This is a genomic window from Chryseobacterium sp. OV279, assembly GCF_900128945.1.
Classification (GTDB): Bacteria; Bacteroidota; Bacteroidia; order Flavobacteriales; family Weeksellaceae; genus Chryseobacterium.
On the sequence record NZ_FQUD01000001.1, the window covers coordinates 1,450,931 to 1,467,206 of the forward strand.

Here is a 16,276-nt window from a genome sequence, read left to right on the forward strand (position 1 = left end):
TTCCAGCTATGAAAGCTACCTGTTTTTCTGATCTCTTAAAACTTAAATAATGCAGTATCCAAAAATATCCTTACTCCTCATTTTATTTTCTTCTGTCGTTTTTTCTCAAACGTATAAAACCTCTTTAACAGCTTTACCGGGGAAAGAATTTCCGAAAATAGATGCACAGAGAAAAGCAGAATTTCAGGTGTATTTTCCGGATGCAAAATCTGTAGCTTTAGAGGGTGGTGACGGAATGCAAAGTATACAATCTTCGGTTTCAAAAGGGAAGAACGGCTTTTGGAATGTTTCCACTTCGGCTATGGACATCGGATTCCATTATTATTGGTTTAATGTGGATGGGCAGCGCACAAATGACCCGAATACACAATTATATTTTGGATACGGCCAGCCAACCAGCGGTATCGAAGTGCCATCCGGAGAAGATTTTTTCTTTGAGAAAAATGTAAAGCACGGAAAAATCGTTAATGACAGTTTACATTCGAAAATTACACAGGGCAACAGGAATTTTAAAGTATATCTTCCTCCCGGCTACGGGTCTAGGAAATTCCCCGTTTTATATCTGTATCACGGAACCGGCGAAGATAGTACGGGATGGGAAAAACAAGGTTATATTGTAAATGTTCTGGACAATCTTTTTGCGGAGAAAAGGGCGAAGGAAATGATCGTGGTGATGGATTATGGAGTGGCACTGAATCCGGACCAGGAAAAAATGCCGGATGATTTTCCCAGAACGGTTCTTTCTTCCAAAAACTTAGACAAAATCGTTGTCGGGGAACTGATTCCATACATCGAAAAAAAATACAAAACGACTACTCAAAAAGCAATCGCCGGGCTCTCCCGCGGAAGTTATCAGGCCATGCTGATCGGAAGCAGTCATCCGGAAATGTTTTCTGCGATCGGGGTGTTCAGTCCAGTTATTTATGAAGGGACAGAGAGTGAACCTTTCAAAGAACTTCCTATCGGTAATTTATTGAAGTCAGGCAAAAAGCCTTATTTCTTTATCGGAATCGGGGAGAAGGAAGATAAGCGGTTTTTTCAGTTTAATAAGGAACTGACCACTTTTTTAAATAAGAATAAGTATCCCTATTTCTTTTATGAATCTCCCGAAACCTATCATGAATGGCTCACATGGAGAAGATCCCTGTATCAGTTTACACAAAAGATTTTTAAGTAAAAAAAAACAAAATACTTAAGATTAATCTGCATACGGCTGGATGGAACTTCCTGTACTCGAAAAATTTATTATATTTTTGAATAGAGTTTTATCAGACCTCTATTTTTTTTTAATTGTTAAGCACAGTCAACGGTGCACAGCAAATCTCAATATTATGAAGAGAAGGTATCTCACTTATATTTTACTTTTTGGATTTCCTTTGTTTGGATGCCAGCATAAAGTGAACGGACAATCCACTTACCAGCAGGAATGGATGGCATTGAAACAGCAAAATGAAGCATTAGCCTTTGATGCCGATATACACCTGTCTGATGCTGAAACAGCACTGGATAAAAAATTATTTCAGCTGAGAAAACAGCTTCTTACCGATACAAATAAACAGAAGATATCTCTGTTTAACAGTTCCTTTGAGGAGCTAAAACCATTGATCGAAAGAAGTACACTATTCGAAATCTTCCAGTCAATGCCCAAAGGAGGTCTGCTGCATACGCACAGCGGAGGGTTCACCGATGTGAAATGGGTGATTGCAACGGCCAGAAAGTATAAAGAAGCGTATGTGTATGATCAGGCGGATAATGATCAGTTTATCTTCGGTCAATTAGGTTTTTTTGAGGGAAAAATTCCGGAAGGATTTGTGAGTCTTGATAAAAAACTCAGTTCAGATCCTGATTTTGAAAAGAAACTGGCGGAGCTCCTTATCCTGAAGCGGGATCAGCTATGTACGTATACCGATTACTGGATTGAATTTGAGAAACGGTTTAAACGAATCAGCCTGCTCCTGCCTTACCGTCCTTTTTTTAAGGAATACTATAAAAAAGGCTTTATGGATTTGATGCAAAACAATGTCCAGCATGTAGAAATCAGGTATATTTTTGAAGAACTTTATGATTTTAAACATGGAAAGTATCCGTTGAAAACTTCTATTACGGATTTACAGGATGTCGTTAAAGAAATACAGAAAGTACATCCGGAATTCAGTTTAAAATTAATTTATTCAAGTTTTAAATTTTTAGATCCGAAAAGTATTGAAAAGCAGCTTGAAACAGCCTTTCAACTTAAAAAGGAATTTCCGGATATGATTTCCGGCTTTGACCTTGTGGCGGATGAGGCTGCCGGGAACAGTGTTTATTCTTTCAGAGAAAACTGGGTGAAACTGGATGAACTGAGTAAAAAGTATGGCGTAAAAATGCCTCTTTTCCTTCATGCAGGTGAAAGTAATTCAGTGTTTAATAAAAATATTCTGGATATGTCTGTATTGAACAACCCAAGGATTGGACATGGTTTAAACCTGATCTATTTTCCAAAGACAATGGAGTTGATCAAAAAACAAAACAAACTGGTTGAGGTAAGTCCGATCAGTAACCAGGTTTTAGGATATGTCAGTGATATGAGAAATCATCCTGCAAGAGTTTTGTTGAGTAATGGAATCCAGTGCTCCATCAACAGCGATGACCCGAGTGTTTACGGATACGAAGGCCTTGGCTATGATTTCTGGGTGGCTTTTGTTTATTGGGAACTTGATGTAAAAGCGCTGAAAAAACTCGTTTTCAACTCAATCAACTATTCTTCGCTGAATGAAAGTGAAAAAAAGAAAGCTTTAACGCACCTGAATCAGCAATGGGACAATTTTGTTCAAAAAACGAATCAGAAACTCAAATAATGCATCAAAACGGGCTTCGGATTCTCAGTTGGAAATCTGATCTGCTACTCAGGGTAAACTTTTAAACTCAAAAAGAATACTTATGGTAAATGACTATAAAAAGTACGACCTTTTTGGGAAGACTTTCATGCAAAAGGTGGCGTTGACTTCACCCTTCCATTTTGATTTTCCTGTGAATGAGCAGGCCTGTTTTCTCTATGTTTTACAGGGAGAATTTCAATATAAGCTTGACAGCGAGGAAATTAATTTCCCTGCCAGTTATTCTTTGTTTTTGAACTGTATCACTTCAGGAAAGCAGATCCATAACCCGGCCATTCAGGAAAACTGTGAAATTGTCATTGTAACATTCTATCCTGAAATCCTGAAGAAAATTTATGACAGAGAATTACCCTTACTGCTGCAATCTCCAAAAAACAGGGTTTCCAACCAATCCAATGAAAAAATAAATAATGATTTTCTGATCCAGAAATATGTGGAGGGCTTATTATTTTATTTTGAAAACCCGTCTCTGGTCAATGAAGATATTCTTGTTTTAAAATTAAAGGAGATTATTTTACTGCTGTCACAAACGAAAAATGCTGAAGCCGTGCAGCTGATATTATCACAGTTATTTTCTCCTGCGACGTATACTTTTAAGCAGATTATTGAAGCCAATCTGTTTTCGCAGCTCACCATAGAAGAACTGGCCGAGCGAAATAACCTGAGTGTATCCTCTTTCAAAAGGGAATTCGCGAAACTGTATAATGACACTCCTGCGAGCTACATTAAAAATAAAAAACTGGAAAAAGCGGCCGAGCTCCTGGTGGTTTCTGACCAGCGAATCACTGATATTGCGTTTGATTGCGGGTTCAATGATCTCGCGAATTTCACGAAAAGCTTTAGTGATAAATACAATACCAGTCCATCCAGTTACCGTCAGGAAAACAGATAAAAAGAACAGAGTATAGCTCTTCAAAGCTTATATAAAAGCAATCTTAAAATGTATTTGAGGTTGCTTTTTTTATGGACTAAAATGCCAAATAATTGAACGGAATCACAAAACCCTTTCCTTTTTTCTGTCGCAATTTTGCAGTGTTCCCTTGAGCTTCAATATACAGGATAAAGGGAAAATAAAGGAATTAATATTAAAAAAATTATAAAAATGGGACTATCAGGTTTAGGAATTTTCCATACGGTCATTGGCGTTGCTTCTATTGCAGGAGCATTAGTGGGATTTATCAGATATGGGAAAATCAGTTTAAAGGAATTATCAGGGAAGATTTACTTTTACGGAACACTGATTACTTCAGTCACCGCATTGGGGATCTCGAAACATGGAGGCTTTAATGCGGGACATGCTTTTTCGGTATTTATTATTCTGTTAATAGCTGTTGCGTATTTTCTGTTTTCAAAAAAGGAGAGCAGTAAGAGAGCCCGTTATTTTGAGAATTTCCTTCTTTCCTTCAGCTTTTTTCTTTCGCTGGTGCCAACAGTGAATGAAACTTTTACCCGCGTACCGGTTGGACATCCTTTAGCAAAAGATATCACAGATCCGATTATTGGTAAAACGCTTCTGTTTCTTTTCATCCTTTTTATCGCCGGGTCTGTTTACCAGTACTTCAGACAAAAAAAGGTTAATAAAGAGACTTCGGTGTATTTGGAAGGTTAGTAGAATTGAAATCCAATGCAGTTGATAAAAACCGAAAAGAGGCTGTCTCAAAATTGAAGCAGCCTCTTATGTATCTCTAAAGAATAAATCTTAAGCGACTTATTTTTTAGGTTTCAAAGAAAAGTTATCTACATAAACGGCCTGATGTATTCCATTCAGCATTACTTTCAGACCCAAATGAGTGTCTTTTTGTAAAGTAATTTCAAATGTTTTTTTATCTCCTGTTATCTTGGATGGCTTAGCAATTGAAACAAACGATTTTGCATCGGATGCATTGCTTACAGAGAAAAGTTCCAGAGTAGTTTCTCCTCCGTTATCTGAAACATCAAGAGTCAGTGTATAATTTCCTCCTTTAATTTTAGGAGTTACTAAATACATATTTTCTCCCGGGTTGGTCATCGAATAAAATATGATTTTTTTGTCTCCGGCGTAAAGCATTGCTTTTCCCTGTTGGGCAGTCCAGCATTTGTTCATCTCTTTCCACGCATCAAAATTTTCTGTAATGGCGGATACGGTAGTGCATTGTGCTTTTGCTGTTAGAAATCCTCCTAAAGTCACTATTCCTGCAAATACGATTCTTCTCATATATTGTTTACATATTATCACGTAAAAATAGTCAAAAAAGGTCACATCGGAAAGTTATTTTTAATTAATCCAGATTAAAATAAAGAAAATAAGAAGTTGAATTGAATCATAACATGATTAACTCCTTACGGACGAACCAATCCGTATTCCATGGCTAATTTTATGGCCGTACTTAAGTTGGTGGTTTTGAATTTAACGATCAGGTTTTTGCGGTGGCTTTCTACCGTGTGTGGGCTTATAAACAGCTTATCGGCTATCTGAATGGTGGTAAGGCCTAAAGATGCTTCCAGTAAGATTTCCTTTTCTCTGCGGGTTAATTTGGGGACTGCATTCAATCCGGAATTCGTTTTCATCTCTACAATTTTTTGGGTCTGATTGCACAGGAACTTCTCACCCTTAAGGATCGTTTGTATGCCCAAAATGATTTCCGTGACCAGCGCATTTTTCTGGATGTAGCCCATAGCGCCTTCTTCCAGAGTACTGTTGATGACGGCAAATTCATTATGTACACTCAGCATCATGATCTGGGTAGCCGGATATTTTTTCAATATAGGTTTAATTAAATCTATACTGTTACTATCGGAAAGGTTAATATCCAGTAATAAAACATCTATAATCTGGTTGTCCAGTCCTGTAAGGAGTTCACTTGCTGAAGAGTAGCATCCGACGACCGTAAAGTTCTCCTGTTGAGAGAGAATATTTTTTAAGCCTTCCAGCAATAATGGGTGATCATCGGTTATAGCAATTTTAATCATGGTTTGTTTTTATTTTGGAAATTTAATTTCAATATTGGTTCCAATATGGATCTGGGATTCTATCTGCAGAGTGCCTTTCAGGAACTCAACGCGTGAACGGATATTGTGAAATCCTGCGGAATGAGCGTGATTCAGGATCTTGGTGTCAAAACCTTCTCCATCATCTTCCACGATAATCACATAATCGGATTCATTTTCGATAAACTGAATAATGATCTGCTCTGCAGTGGCATGTTTTACGGCATTATTGACCAATTCCTGAATAATCCTGTACACCAGCAGCTGACTTTCCAATGGCAGCTGATTTGAATAATGTAGAAACTGAACATCAACATCCAGTGTCGGAGTCGCCATTCGGGAAACATATTCCATCAAGGTTTCCTGAAGACCATATTTCAGCAGCAGATCCGGCATCAGATTATGCGCAACACGGCGAAGTTCGTCCACTGCGATATCGATTTGCGCCATGGACCGCTCTATGTGTGGCTGATGGTGATCGCTGGATTTATCCTTTAATAAAAACAGATTCATTTTGGTCCCGGACAGTAAACTTCCGAGGCCGTCGTGCAGATCCCGGGCTATTCTTCCTCTTTCCTGTTCCTGACCTTCCAGCATCAGTGTAAGATTGGATATTTTTGAGTCTTGTATCACCTTATCCATTTCAAGAAGATGTAATTTTTCTTTCTGCTTAATGCTTTTTGTCCTCTGAAAATACGCATACAGCAGCAAAATGAGCAGTAAAGAAACAGAAGCAATCAGTCCGATATAAAAGGTATTGATCTTCTCCTTATAATCCACCCGGGCTTTATACAGATCCACTTCCCGTTTTCTATTAGAGGATTCCAGCTGTGATAAACGAAGTTCCTGAGCTTTTTTGCTGTTTTCTATTTCAGTTAATTCCAGTTTTCTAAACTGATTTTCTTTCGTTAATTCCAGGTTTTCCAGTTTCTGAGCCTGCTGCAGACTGTGCCAGCTCATTTCCTTGAGACGCTGTTCCTGCTTTTCAGAGGCTAATTGCAGACGGAGCAACTGTTGCTTTTGCTTTTCCCTTTCATACTGGATTTCCAATCTTTTACCCAAGGCTGTATTTTTCTGATCATAAATCTGCTTAAAGGTTTCTATATATTTCTTTTGGTAAAATATGGCTTCTTTAAAATTATTTTCATTTTGAAAAAGTTGGGAAAGATTTTCAAAAATAGAAAGCTTGATCTGCGGATCTTCGATATTATTATACTCCGATTCTGCCAATGCCGTCATCAGATAGTTTTTCGCATCTTCCTGATGGCCATTCTGCAAAGCTAATTCTGCCAGAATACCATTTGCGGACGCTGCGTGGTCATGATTTCCTGTTGCGGTACCTTGGGTTTTAGCTAAATTAGCGTAATACAGCACTTTGTCTCTGTAGGATTCAGGGAAATAATTTAAATACAGATTAGCCAGATTGATCGCTACAAAAGAAAGGGTAGACGGAATAGGCATACGCGCCTTATTGGTTTTATACGTCTCTATTGCTTTGAGATAATACGATTCTGCCAGGTTGATAAAAGCTTTATTGTCGGTAGATTCATAGCGTTTTTCATACATATAGCCCATCGCCATATAAGAATCGAACAAGTTCATGGGATCTTTCTGCTGTAAGGCAATTTCCAGGGATAGCTTACTGTATTTCTCCTGCAGCTGGTATTCATTCCAGTCGGCATAAATACTGTTCAATTCACGGTATACCGATGCTTTTCTATTGTTTAAACTTTCAGAATTGGGCGCTTTTTCATACAGCGAGAGGGCTTTTAAAAAATAGCGGACCGCCTCAGCTTCTTTATTATTGCGGGCACGGATCCAGCCCAATCCATAGGCTACATAGCCTTTTGCTTCCTGATCTTTTGTTTTTGCTTCATAAAATTGGGCGAGTCTGGATGCATTTTCATAGGCTTTAACATTGTCCAGCAGTCTGTAGTTGATTGCTGAAATAATGTATAAATAAGCCGCATATTTTCCATCCGGTTCCTTTTTAGCATAAGAAATATTTTCATTTAAAATGGCAATCGCTTTATCTTCCTGTTTATTGAAAAATAGAGCCTGTGCATATTTGCCGGTCATCATCATTCGCTGGGTACTTCCCGGTTTGTACTTTTTGTACAGCTGTTCCGGGCTGTTGGAAACTTCCTGAGCTGATGCAGCATGACCCGCCAAGACAAGACATAGAAAGAGAATGGGGAAGCGTAAAAAGGAAAAAAAATTAATCAGCATTGTTCAGGATATAGAGAAGGCAAAGTTATTACTTTGCGGTTTCTCACGGGTTATATTTCATATTCAATTTAAATAAAATGACAGTGAATACCGTCATAGATGAGCCCCTTCATAGATAAAGCCAAAACTCGTTATTCTTCTGCGTTTTTTCAATCCCTGTTTTCAGCTAATTTCAGGAATGAAACCAAACTGAACAAATTGGCTGAAAACAGGGATGTTTTATCATCATTTTTTTGCACAAATTTGCCTTTAGTATTTGTGAAGACAAATAGTATAATCAAAATGGAGATGAATAAATGTAATTTTGATTCGGAAGGTGTGCCCATCGTTGGAAGCCTATCATCAATAAAGAGCAAAACAATGAAGAAAACAATTTTGATTTTTTTACCCTTATTCATGACGATTTCCTGTAAAGATAAAAGCAGGAAACAAAAAATAAAACAGCACCGCCTCAGGAACAGGTTCAGCTTAGTAAAGATTCAACAGATCTGAAACAAAATCCGGTTGAAGAACCAACGGAACCTATCAGTATTCTTTTCCCTAAAGAGTACCGGGACTTTGGAAAAGACAATGAAGTCAACGGGCTTGCAAAGGATTGGCTGGACTTATATCAAAAGGACGGAAAATTTTATTTGGGTAAAGCTGATTATACCGTCACAAAAGGGTTTTCTGAATGTTCAGGAGATTCTACGAAAATCATTCATTCTAAAAATAACAGTCTTTTACTCATAGGCCATTCACAATTGACATTGGGTGAAATAAAGACAGTGAAAATTACAAAAAATAAAATTTGGCCAACAGAAAAACTGAAATTCCGCTTTGGAAATGAAGAATATACATTGCGTGCAGAAGGAAAAGTGCTGTCATCAGAAAAAGTACACACGGATGAAGGAGAGGAGCTCTATCAGAATGTAAAGGATTATAAGCTTTATCTGTCAGCCAATAATGCTCCGGAAACCTTGTTCTTACAGGAAGAATCATTCAATGATACTTTTGTTGAACTGCTTTTCATAGGAGATATTGACAAGGATGGAAAACCAGATTTTATTTTCGGGGCCAACAGAGATTATGAGGAAGAACGGGTGATTCTCTATCTTTCTTCCCAGGCGAAAAAAGGAAAGTTGATTAAAAAAGCAGCAGAAATAGCCATTCAGTTTGATTGTTAAAACCGTCGCAAGAGAAAACAGTAAAACAATGAGAAAGACCGTTTTTAATTTTTTGTTATTAGGAACAGTGATTTCCTGCCAGGAAAAAATAAAGAATTCAGAGAACAAAGAAAATCAATACATCAATGAAGCTCAGGCTGCTCGTAATGATTCAGTAAATGCTCAGTTTTCTTTTATGAACGTTCCAATGGAAGAATTACCGGTATCGGAAACCACCAGGTTTGAGACTTTTGATGAAGCATACAGAAAAAAACATCCTTCAGAAAGAGTGTATACTAAACTGTCCAATGAACAGGTAGAAAAGCTGGGTTTGCAGAAGTGGTTGAAATTCGGTAAAAACGTTACAGTAAATTACCAGCTGTCCTTTCCCGGAAACTTCAAAACTTTTGTATTGACTTATCTGGACAGGGACAGTGAACTTAAAACGCTCATGGTAACGTTTGATAGAAACTATAAAAAAATTGATGAACTGCTGGTTGCTTATGATGGAAGTCCAAGGTTTTCGAATTCGACCACAAGCTCGATTTCCAGTTCTAACATCTCGGTGCGCAACGTTTATAGAGCATCGAGACGATCAGAAATCATAAACTCGTCATACCTCATCAGGGAAACCGGTAAATTTGAAAAGCGGTAAAAATAAACCATGAAAACAAATAAGATCTGTAAAACTCATCCATCGATTTCCCCTTTATCATTTTATTTCGAAACAGGTAAGGACACAAATTAGCTGAAAGCAGGGATTTTATACGATGATGCTTTTACAGATCTTTGTTTATAATTATTTCGGACCAAAACACAATGATGAAATTTTTCTATGGATCCGGAAAAGATGATGCAGAACTATAATGAGAGGAGGTGAAATTCCCTGTCTAAACCATTAAAAAAATATGAAAAAATTATTTACATCAGCGGTTTTTGCCCTGATCATAAGCATCCACGTCAGTGCACAGGAAAAACTGTACTTTGATGAAAACTGGGAGAAAACCACTCAGAGCAAAATGCAGTATTACCGGGAAACAGAACGTAAAGGAAAACTTACTTTAATCAGAGACTTTTATAAGAACGGAACACTTCAGATGGAAGGCCTTGTTTCTGATGCTACACCGGGAAATGAAGTCTATGAAGGTAAAATAACCTGGTACACTGCGGAAGGCAAAGTATTGAGTACAGGGACATTCTCCGGAGGTAACCAGGTAGGACCGGCTAAGACTTTTGATCATCAGGGAAGAGTGCAGGAGGATTTGGTTTATAAAGCAGACGGTACTTTTACAGGGACCATCTACAACTATAAAAACCCGGAAGAAATGTCTTATAACAATACGATTACCACGTATGATACTCCCGACAGTTTCAAATCGGTTGTATATGATGAAGATATTAAAGGAATCCGCTATGAAACCATCAGCAACAGTAAAGAAGAACTGTTTGAAACTAAATACTATGGCGATAAAGGGAAATATATTGGATCAAACAGCACCGGGAATTCCAGTGATAAGGTGATGGTGGAGTATTATCAGGACCCAATGAAAGTTTCCAAAATTGAAAAGCAGAACAAAGACGGAATCGTAACGGAAACGACCATCTACTCCAAAAACGGTGGAATTCTTCAGGAAGAAAAGAAAAACAAAAAAGGAGGCTATCAGAAAACCTATGATGAAACGGGTAAGCAGATCGGTAACCTTACTTACATTTATGATAAGGAAATTGAGTATTACAAGCCACAGGACGGCGAGGATTATGAGTTTAATTATGAATTTTCCGGATTCTCGGCTATCGATGTTTATAAAAACGGATCTTTAGTCCTGAGTAAATTTTTTGATGAAAATGGAAAATTATCTACCGAACAGGTTATAAAAGATGAGATGCCCCAGGAGATCAGATATTATCATCCGGACGGAAAGTTAAAAGGGGCAGTGACTTATAAAGAGGGTATGCCTTATGATGGAACTTTGTACGAGGAACTTGCTGAACAGCAGTATAAAGATGGTCTTTTAATATACTTAAAATCTTTCAGAGAGGAGGGGAAATTAAAAGTGGAAACAAAGATTAATGCAAATCAGACCGTATATAATTCTACGATTTATGATGAAAACGGCGCTATTGCATACACCTACAGCCAGCCGCTGGAACAGGAGGATGGTTTCACAGGGCAGATTGTTCAGTATGTGAAAGGAAAGGCAGCCAATAAATCGGTGGTAAAAGATGGCATCCTTCAAAGCGGAAAAATCAAATACAAATCTGAATACGGTTTTAAAGAATTGGAGCGCAGCGGAAAGTGGGTTCTGATCAAAATTTCTAACCCTGAAGGGAAATTAATTCAGGAGTCTAAAGTCCTTGCAGAAATGGAAGAGACAGATCTTTACAGCCCGCTCAACACATTGATCACAGAAGCTGATCTTCAGTATGAATTTTATGAATCTTTATAAAGTAAACTGATTTTAAGAGAGTTATAGGTTATAAGTTATAAATGATGAGTGATGAGTTTCAGAGGCAAGAGGTAAGGAATTTGGGATCAATTGCAAAACTGGTGAGCCGATAAGCTTTTTTAAACGCAAAGCTTCGTCTTCTTAACGTTTAGTTTTGAGGAAGGCAAAGAATGTGACTGCGTCACTGATGAAGCTATCGGTATACAAAATCCGCTTAATCGAATCAATGAAATTGATTCCGCCTTTGCTTCCCTTTATTAACAGGATCATCAGTTTCTTTGCGTCAAAAAAAGCTTATCAGTTCCACAAATTTTGAAGTTGATCCAATATACGGATTTGAAAGGCCGTTCCTGGTTTAAACCCCGCATCCCGAAACATAATGAACTGCTAAAATTCAAAAAAAAAATCTCAAATCTCTACTTCCATATCTGAAATCTGATGTCTGAAATCTGAGATCTAAAAAAAATCTTAACCCGAACTCATATTAAAGTACCTTTTTGAAACCACGCCATAAACCAGATACCATGATCAATAAAAGACTTTTAACCCTATCCCTTCTCGCTGCCATGACCATTTCAAGCTGTCAGAACGATAAAAAAGAACAACCCAAAAACGAAATAACCCGAAAACCCACCAATCATAAACCATCCAGCCAATCGCAGGAAAGTCATTCACCAAAATCAAATCTCAATACAAAGGACCACATCGTTTTATCAAAAAAACACAGTCCAAATACAATTTCCTGCGATTTGGATGGAGACCATTTACCGGACACGGTGAAAATCGTTCAAAACACAGACAATAAAAAATACGGCCTGGAAATTATGTTCGGCAACAAAAAAGTGGAATATCTCGGAATGGGAAAAGAGATTTTGGGTCAGGGATTTGATGATATCGATTGGGTCGGCGTGTTTGAAAAAGCGCCCAAAGGTGAAATCTACTGGAATAACGTCAATGAAAATGGAGACATCATGAGCGATGAAGAGGTAAAGGAATCCGATAAAATCAAACTGCCCAATGACGGGATTTTTATCCATCAGGAAGAAGCCTGTGGCGGCGGCATCATCTATTTGAAAGACGGGAAATTTGAATGGATACAGCAGGAGTAGAATAGCCGGATGTATACAAGTTTTAATAAGTGTTCAGGGGAACCCCAAAAACTTAAAAACTTTTAAGTATTATTGGAAGAAGTAAGAGTAGGTATCCAAAACCAAATTCCTATTGTAAAGAATTTAAAGCCATATAAAAACGATGAAGATCAATTATTCAATGCTGCTGTATCTTTTATGCATTCCTTTAGGATGGAATTTTGCCTTGTCCGGTGTTGAAAATTTGTCTGCTTCACGGACAGTATGTTTCATGATAGCCTTATTGATGACCATTTATGGAGGATTTCTTAATGCGAAACATCAAATGAAATACCGGTCTGTTCTTTGGATATTTTTCGTCAATCTGCTTTTAATATTGGGGTATATCATTTCAAATGGAGGCACTGGAAATGCTTCTATATTCGGTGGCGACAATTGGACATTAGGCTTTTTTCTGATGCATTATTGGCTAAATATGCATTGGACTTATTTAGGCTTTTTAAATCTTCCATTGTTCGATGATGATTTTACCTTCTTATTGATTGGAATGTGCAGTTCTTTTCTATTTCCGTCGATTGGTTTTATGATAGGGAAATTTTGGCACAAAAGATTAGATAAACGGATGAAGTAAAGAAGGAGTAAGAGTTTTACTTTCTGAATTTGAAGTAAAGGATTTAGTAATTGATATATTTAGAATCCCTCGATGAGTTGAGGGATTTTTGTTTTTGTGACTGAAACTATTAATCACCGTATGTACCTGAACTTTGCAGAATGGTTGGAATACAGTAAGGCTAAATCACGTCCATGATCATCGTGTATTTATCAATCCCTTTACTAAATCCGTCCGGGACAATCTCTACCGTTTTAAACCCATTCTTTTCATAAAATTCAGCGGTATGTTGAGAGGTTTCAATTTTGTAGGGAATAGAAGGGTAGGTTTTTTTTAACAAGTCAATTCTATATTGGGTAAAGGCTTTTCCAATTCCTTTTCCATGGTAATCGGCGTGAACCATTCCCCAGGATAATCCTCCAAGATGATCCCTTGTATCCAGGAAAAAGCCACCACATCCTACTATCTGACCATCGATTTTTACCACAAAGTAGTTCTCTTCGGTATCATCATCCAGAAAGCTTTCAAAGAGCGGCAATTCTTCGCTCGCAAAAAATTTAGGTTGATTACTCTTAAAGATTTGAATACAATCTTCTCTGAAAATTTTGGTGTAATTGATGATTTTCATAAATAGGTGTTGGGTAGTGGGAAGATACGGGAAATTTTGGAATTGTGGTTTTGGGATATTACATTAGAGATTATCGTATGAATAGTTCTGAGCTAGGAATTATAATATTCTGCTAAACAGAAGTGAATAAATTGGTGAGGTTTTTAGGTATTGTTTTGTTCTTTTTTATTTAAGCAAAGACGGCGGATCGGGGAGATTTTTAGCTATTTATCTATTTGATGAATAATAGTATTTATCAAATTGGGCTTTTATAGCTATATATATTACTATTGATTAAATATTTATTAGCTATAGGAAGTTTTTGCTTTCATTGTCTACTAACCAATTGAAATCAGATATAAATTCGTTTGAAATTATCCACTGTTCCATTTCTTCTAGTAATGTTTCAATATCATCAGAATCAAAACCTAATTGTGGGTTACTACCATGTATTGTTAAAAAATGTTCTAAATATTTTTCTGTTTTCTCAAAAATATTGTGTCTGTACAGAATTTCTAAATAATTAGATTTTATTCTTTCAATATCAGTATCAGTTATTTTAAAAAAAGATTTTATATTAAAATAGTATATGTTATCGAAGTCGGTTTTTCCATGGCATTCAACTCTAGAACAAAAGAGTTTATTGAAATCAATGTCATCATAAATACTTTCAAATAAACACCCTGAAAATTGTAATATGACCCAATATATTGTTCTATTTATATTTTTAGAGTTATTGAAAATATGGAGGTTTTGTTGCATAGGATCAAAATAATAAAGATTTATGTCTGGTGTTATTTTGTTTTTGTTTAATCCTATTTGTACAGTCTTAACATTGCCAATATGAGTTTCAGAATTTTTATTTGCGACAATGTATACTAATAGGTGACCAAATTCATGAAATATTGTTTCTTTAATAGAATGTATTGTTGTCATAAAATCTTAATTATTTTCTAGTATATAAAGCCCATCAATCTTGATTAAGCCACTGCTGACTCAAGTGTCCCGCTTGTGTCCATGAACTATAATCGGTACGAACCAGATTCTTGCAATAGTGTGTGAAATAACAAAAAATCCTAATTCTCGTCAGGATTTATGATATATATTGTTTTTGAAACCTATTTTAGAAGCGACCAGATTAAAACCCCAATTCCTGCATAAGCAGTCACCGTAATAATATCAGCGATAGGTTGTGAAAAACGTTTTTCTGCAATTTTCTCACTATTGATCTGGTTCTTATGGAATTTCAGAATTTTTTTAGGATTACTAATCGGGTGGGCCACCAGACTGTCGCTTTCCCACTTGTCAACGATGATTTTATAGCTCTTGCCATCAACGTCAATTTTAAATTTCTTATTAGGAGCAAGTTTCTCCTGAACATTGATCGGAACAGGTGCTGGTTGTGAACTCTGGCTTTGGGATTCCGCTATTGAACTTTTCATTTGCTCAGAAGAAGCATTATTAGCAAGAGTTGCATTCCTTTTAGAGTCCTGCTTATTGTCGGTCGCCGGATCCGCTGGCTTTTTAACCTGGTACGTGTAGCAGCTGCTAAGACAAAATGATATGATGATGAGATAAAAATTCTTTCGCATGGGCCAAATTTAAGAATTAAACGGAATATTTGGCATTTTCTTTTGTAAGATCCTGTTAAAAAAATCCCTCCAATGGCGCAAGCGCCTCACTTCTGCCTCAAAAAGTTTATTTAAACACTACTTTATAGTCCAATAGACGAAGAAATCATCAATCCTTAATTAATTCGATGAAACGCACGTTTTTATCCGTCCGCTTAATCAGCGATGAAATCGCCCCTCTTTGCTCCCCTTTACAATCATAAGAATTATAATAAGACCTTTGCGTCTAAAAAAATAAGCTTTATGTAATGTCCAATTTTCTCTAAGTTTCAAAGTTGGTAAAATGTAGCTAAGCCATATAGAATTTTTATTCACGCAAAGGTTTATTTCAATACCGTATAGTTTAGGAGGCAAAGAGAGAATCAATCTTTGATTGATTCAATTAAGCGTATGTTTTATCCGTCCGCTTAATCAGCGATGAAATCCTCTCCTTTGCTCCTCTTAAAATGATAAGAGTTATAATAGACCTTTGCGTCTAAAAAAAACTTTACATACTGTCCAATTTCCCTCTAGTTCCAAGGTGATAAAATGTAGCTAAACCATATAGAATTTTTTTTCACGCAAAGAAAAACAAAGAGGTGATTAAATTTCCTTCAGTAAGATAAACAAAGGCGTTTCACTTATTTCCGAAATACAAAGATTCTATTCTGAACTTTTGTTCCACTCTGTTTTAAAA

General features: G+C 36.8%; 14 protein-coding genes. 8 read left to right on the forward strand and 6 right to left on the reverse strand.

What is annotated here, in order from left to right; translation table 11 throughout:
- Positions 1-49 precede the first annotated feature (49 nt).
- The 4 genes from BUA72_RS06550 (at position 50) to BUA72_RS06565 (ending at position 4,485) form a co-directional block, all read left to right on the forward strand.
- Positions 50-1,177 carry an alpha/beta hydrolase-fold protein gene (locus BUA72_RS06550; protein WP_072922251.1) on the forward strand — a complete coding sequence of 376 codons (1,128 nt, stop codon included), beginning with the start codon at positions 50-52 and terminating at the stop codon, positions 1,175-1,177.
- A 154-nt stretch (positions 1,178-1,331) separates the two neighbouring features.
- On the forward strand, positions 1,332-2,837 hold the full coding sequence (locus BUA72_RS06555; RefSeq protein WP_072922511.1) for an amidohydrolase family protein: 1,506 nt from the start codon (positions 1,332-1,334) through the stop codon (positions 2,835-2,837).
- A gap of 82 nt (positions 2,838-2,919) precedes the next feature.
- Positions 2,920-3,768, forward strand: coding sequence for a helix-turn-helix domain-containing protein (locus BUA72_RS06560; protein ID WP_072922252.1), 849 nt, complete (start codon positions 2,920-2,922; stop codon positions 3,766-3,768).
- A 210-nt stretch (positions 3,769-3,978) separates the two neighbouring features.
- Positions 3,979-4,485 carry a hypothetical protein gene (locus tag BUA72_RS06565; protein WP_072922253.1) on the forward strand — a complete coding sequence of 169 codons (507 nt, stop codon included), beginning with the start codon at positions 3,979-3,981 and terminating at the stop codon, positions 4,483-4,485.
- A gap of 99 nt (positions 4,486-4,584) precedes the next feature.
- Here the strand turns inward: BUA72_RS06565 and BUA72_RS06570 are convergent, their stop codons facing one another.
- The 3 genes from BUA72_RS06570 to BUA72_RS06580 all read right to left on the reverse strand — a co-directional run bounded on the left by BUA72_RS06570 (position 4,585) and on the right by BUA72_RS06580 (position 8,072).
- Positions 4,585-5,070 carry a hypothetical protein gene (locus BUA72_RS06570; RefSeq protein ID WP_072922254.1) on the reverse strand — a complete coding sequence of 162 codons (486 nt, stop codon included), beginning with the start codon at positions 5,068-5,070 and terminating at the stop codon, positions 4,585-4,587.
- Positions 5,071-5,195: 125 nt separating this feature from the next.
- A complete protein-coding gene (locus BUA72_RS06575; protein WP_072922255.1) occupies positions 5,196-5,825 on the reverse strand; it encodes a response regulator transcription factor in 630 nt (209 codons plus the stop codon).
- Between the two features lie 9 nt (positions 5,826-5,834).
- A complete protein-coding gene (locus tag BUA72_RS06580) occupies positions 5,835-8,072 on the reverse strand; it encodes a sensor histidine kinase (protein WP_072922256.1) in 2,238 nt (745 codons plus the stop codon).
- 767 nt (positions 8,073-8,839) lie between these two features.
- On the opposite strand from BUA72_RS06580, the gene BUA72_RS06590 reads away from it, so the two are divergent.
- The 4 genes from BUA72_RS06590 to BUA72_RS06605 all read left to right on the forward strand — a co-directional run bounded on the left by BUA72_RS06590 (position 8,840) and on the right by BUA72_RS06605 (position 12,773).
- On the forward strand, positions 8,840-9,238 hold the full coding sequence (locus BUA72_RS06590) for a hypothetical protein (protein WP_139259551.1): 399 nt from the start codon (positions 8,840-8,842) through the stop codon (positions 9,236-9,238).
- Between the two features lie 28 nt (positions 9,239-9,266).
- On the forward strand, positions 9,267-9,872 hold the full coding sequence (locus tag BUA72_RS06595) for a hypothetical protein (RefSeq protein ID WP_072922259.1): 606 nt from the start codon (positions 9,267-9,269) through the stop codon (positions 9,870-9,872).
- A 253-nt stretch (positions 9,873-10,125) separates the two neighbouring features.
- Positions 10,126-11,664: a toxin-antitoxin system YwqK family antitoxin gene (locus BUA72_RS06600; RefSeq protein WP_072922260.1), complete on the forward strand. Its 1,539-nt coding sequence runs from the start codon at positions 10,126-10,128 to the stop codon at positions 11,662-11,664.
- A gap of 524 nt (positions 11,665-12,188) precedes the next feature.
- On the forward strand, positions 12,189-12,773 hold the full coding sequence (locus BUA72_RS06605) for a hypothetical protein (RefSeq protein WP_072922261.1): 585 nt from the start codon (positions 12,189-12,191) through the stop codon (positions 12,771-12,773).
- Positions 12,774-13,543: 770 nt separating this feature from the next.
- Here the strand turns inward: BUA72_RS06605 and BUA72_RS06615 are convergent.
- From BUA72_RS06615 to BUA72_RS06625, 3 genes are all read right to left on the reverse strand, one after another.
- Entirely contained in the window at positions 13,544-13,990 is a 447-nt protein-coding gene (locus tag BUA72_RS06615; RefSeq protein ID WP_072922263.1) for a GNAT family N-acetyltransferase, read from the reverse strand.
- A 288-nt stretch (positions 13,991-14,278) separates the two neighbouring features.
- Positions 14,279-14,905 carry a hypothetical protein gene (locus tag BUA72_RS06620; protein ID WP_072922264.1) on the reverse strand — a complete coding sequence of 209 codons (627 nt, stop codon included), beginning with the start codon at positions 14,903-14,905 and terminating at the stop codon, positions 14,279-14,281.
- Between the two features lie 182 nt (positions 14,906-15,087).
- Positions 15,088-15,561, reverse strand: coding sequence for a hypothetical protein (locus BUA72_RS06625; RefSeq protein WP_072922265.1), 474 nt, complete (start codon positions 15,559-15,561; stop codon positions 15,088-15,090).
- Positions 15,562-16,276 lie beyond the last annotated feature (715 nt).

What these genes read in the sequence shown, in the direction of transcription:
- BUA72_RS06550 (WP_072922251.1), top strand. Translation starts at nt 50, where the DNA reads ATGCAGTATCCAAAAATATCCTTACTCCTCATTTTATTTTCTTCTGTC.
- BUA72_RS06555 (WP_072922511.1), top strand. Translation starts at nt 1,332, where the DNA reads ATGAAGAGAAGGTATCTCACTTATATTTTACTTTTTGGATTTCCTTTG.
- BUA72_RS06560 (WP_072922252.1), top strand. Translation starts at nt 2,920, where the DNA reads ATGGTAAATGACTATAAAAAGTACGACCTTTTTGGGAAGACTTTCATG.
- BUA72_RS06565 (WP_072922253.1), top strand. Translation starts at nt 3,979, where the DNA reads ATGGGACTATCAGGTTTAGGAATTTTCCATACGGTCATTGGCGTTGCT.
- BUA72_RS06570 (WP_072922254.1), bottom strand. Translation starts at nt 5,070, where the DNA reads ATGAGAAGAATCGTATTTGCAGGAATAGTGACTTTAGGAGGATTTCTA.
- BUA72_RS06575 (WP_072922255.1), bottom strand. Translation starts at nt 5,825, where the DNA reads ATGATTAAAATTGCTATAACCGATGATCACCCATTATTGCTGGAAGGC.
- BUA72_RS06580 (WP_072922256.1), bottom strand. Translation starts at nt 8,072, where the DNA reads ATGCTGATTAATTTTTTTTCCTTTTTACGCTTCCCCATTCTCTTTCTA.
- BUA72_RS06595 (WP_072922259.1), top strand. Translation starts at nt 9,267, where the DNA reads ATGAGAAAGACCGTTTTTAATTTTTTGTTATTAGGAACAGTGATTTCC.
- BUA72_RS06600 (WP_072922260.1), top strand. Translation starts at nt 10,126, where the DNA reads ATGAAAAAATTATTTACATCAGCGGTTTTTGCCCTGATCATAAGCATC.
- BUA72_RS06605 (WP_072922261.1), top strand. Translation starts at nt 12,189, where the DNA reads ATGATCAATAAAAGACTTTTAACCCTATCCCTTCTCGCTGCCATGACC.
- BUA72_RS06615 (WP_072922263.1), bottom strand. Translation starts at nt 13,990, where the DNA reads ATGAAAATCATCAATTACACCAAAATTTTCAGAGAAGATTGTATTCAA.
- BUA72_RS06620 (WP_072922264.1), bottom strand. Translation starts at nt 14,905, where the DNA reads ATGACAACAATACATTCTATTAAAGAAACAATATTTCATGAATTTGGT.
- BUA72_RS06625 (WP_072922265.1), bottom strand. Translation starts at nt 15,561, where the DNA reads ATGCGAAAGAATTTTTATCTCATCATCATATCATTTTGTCTTAGCAGC.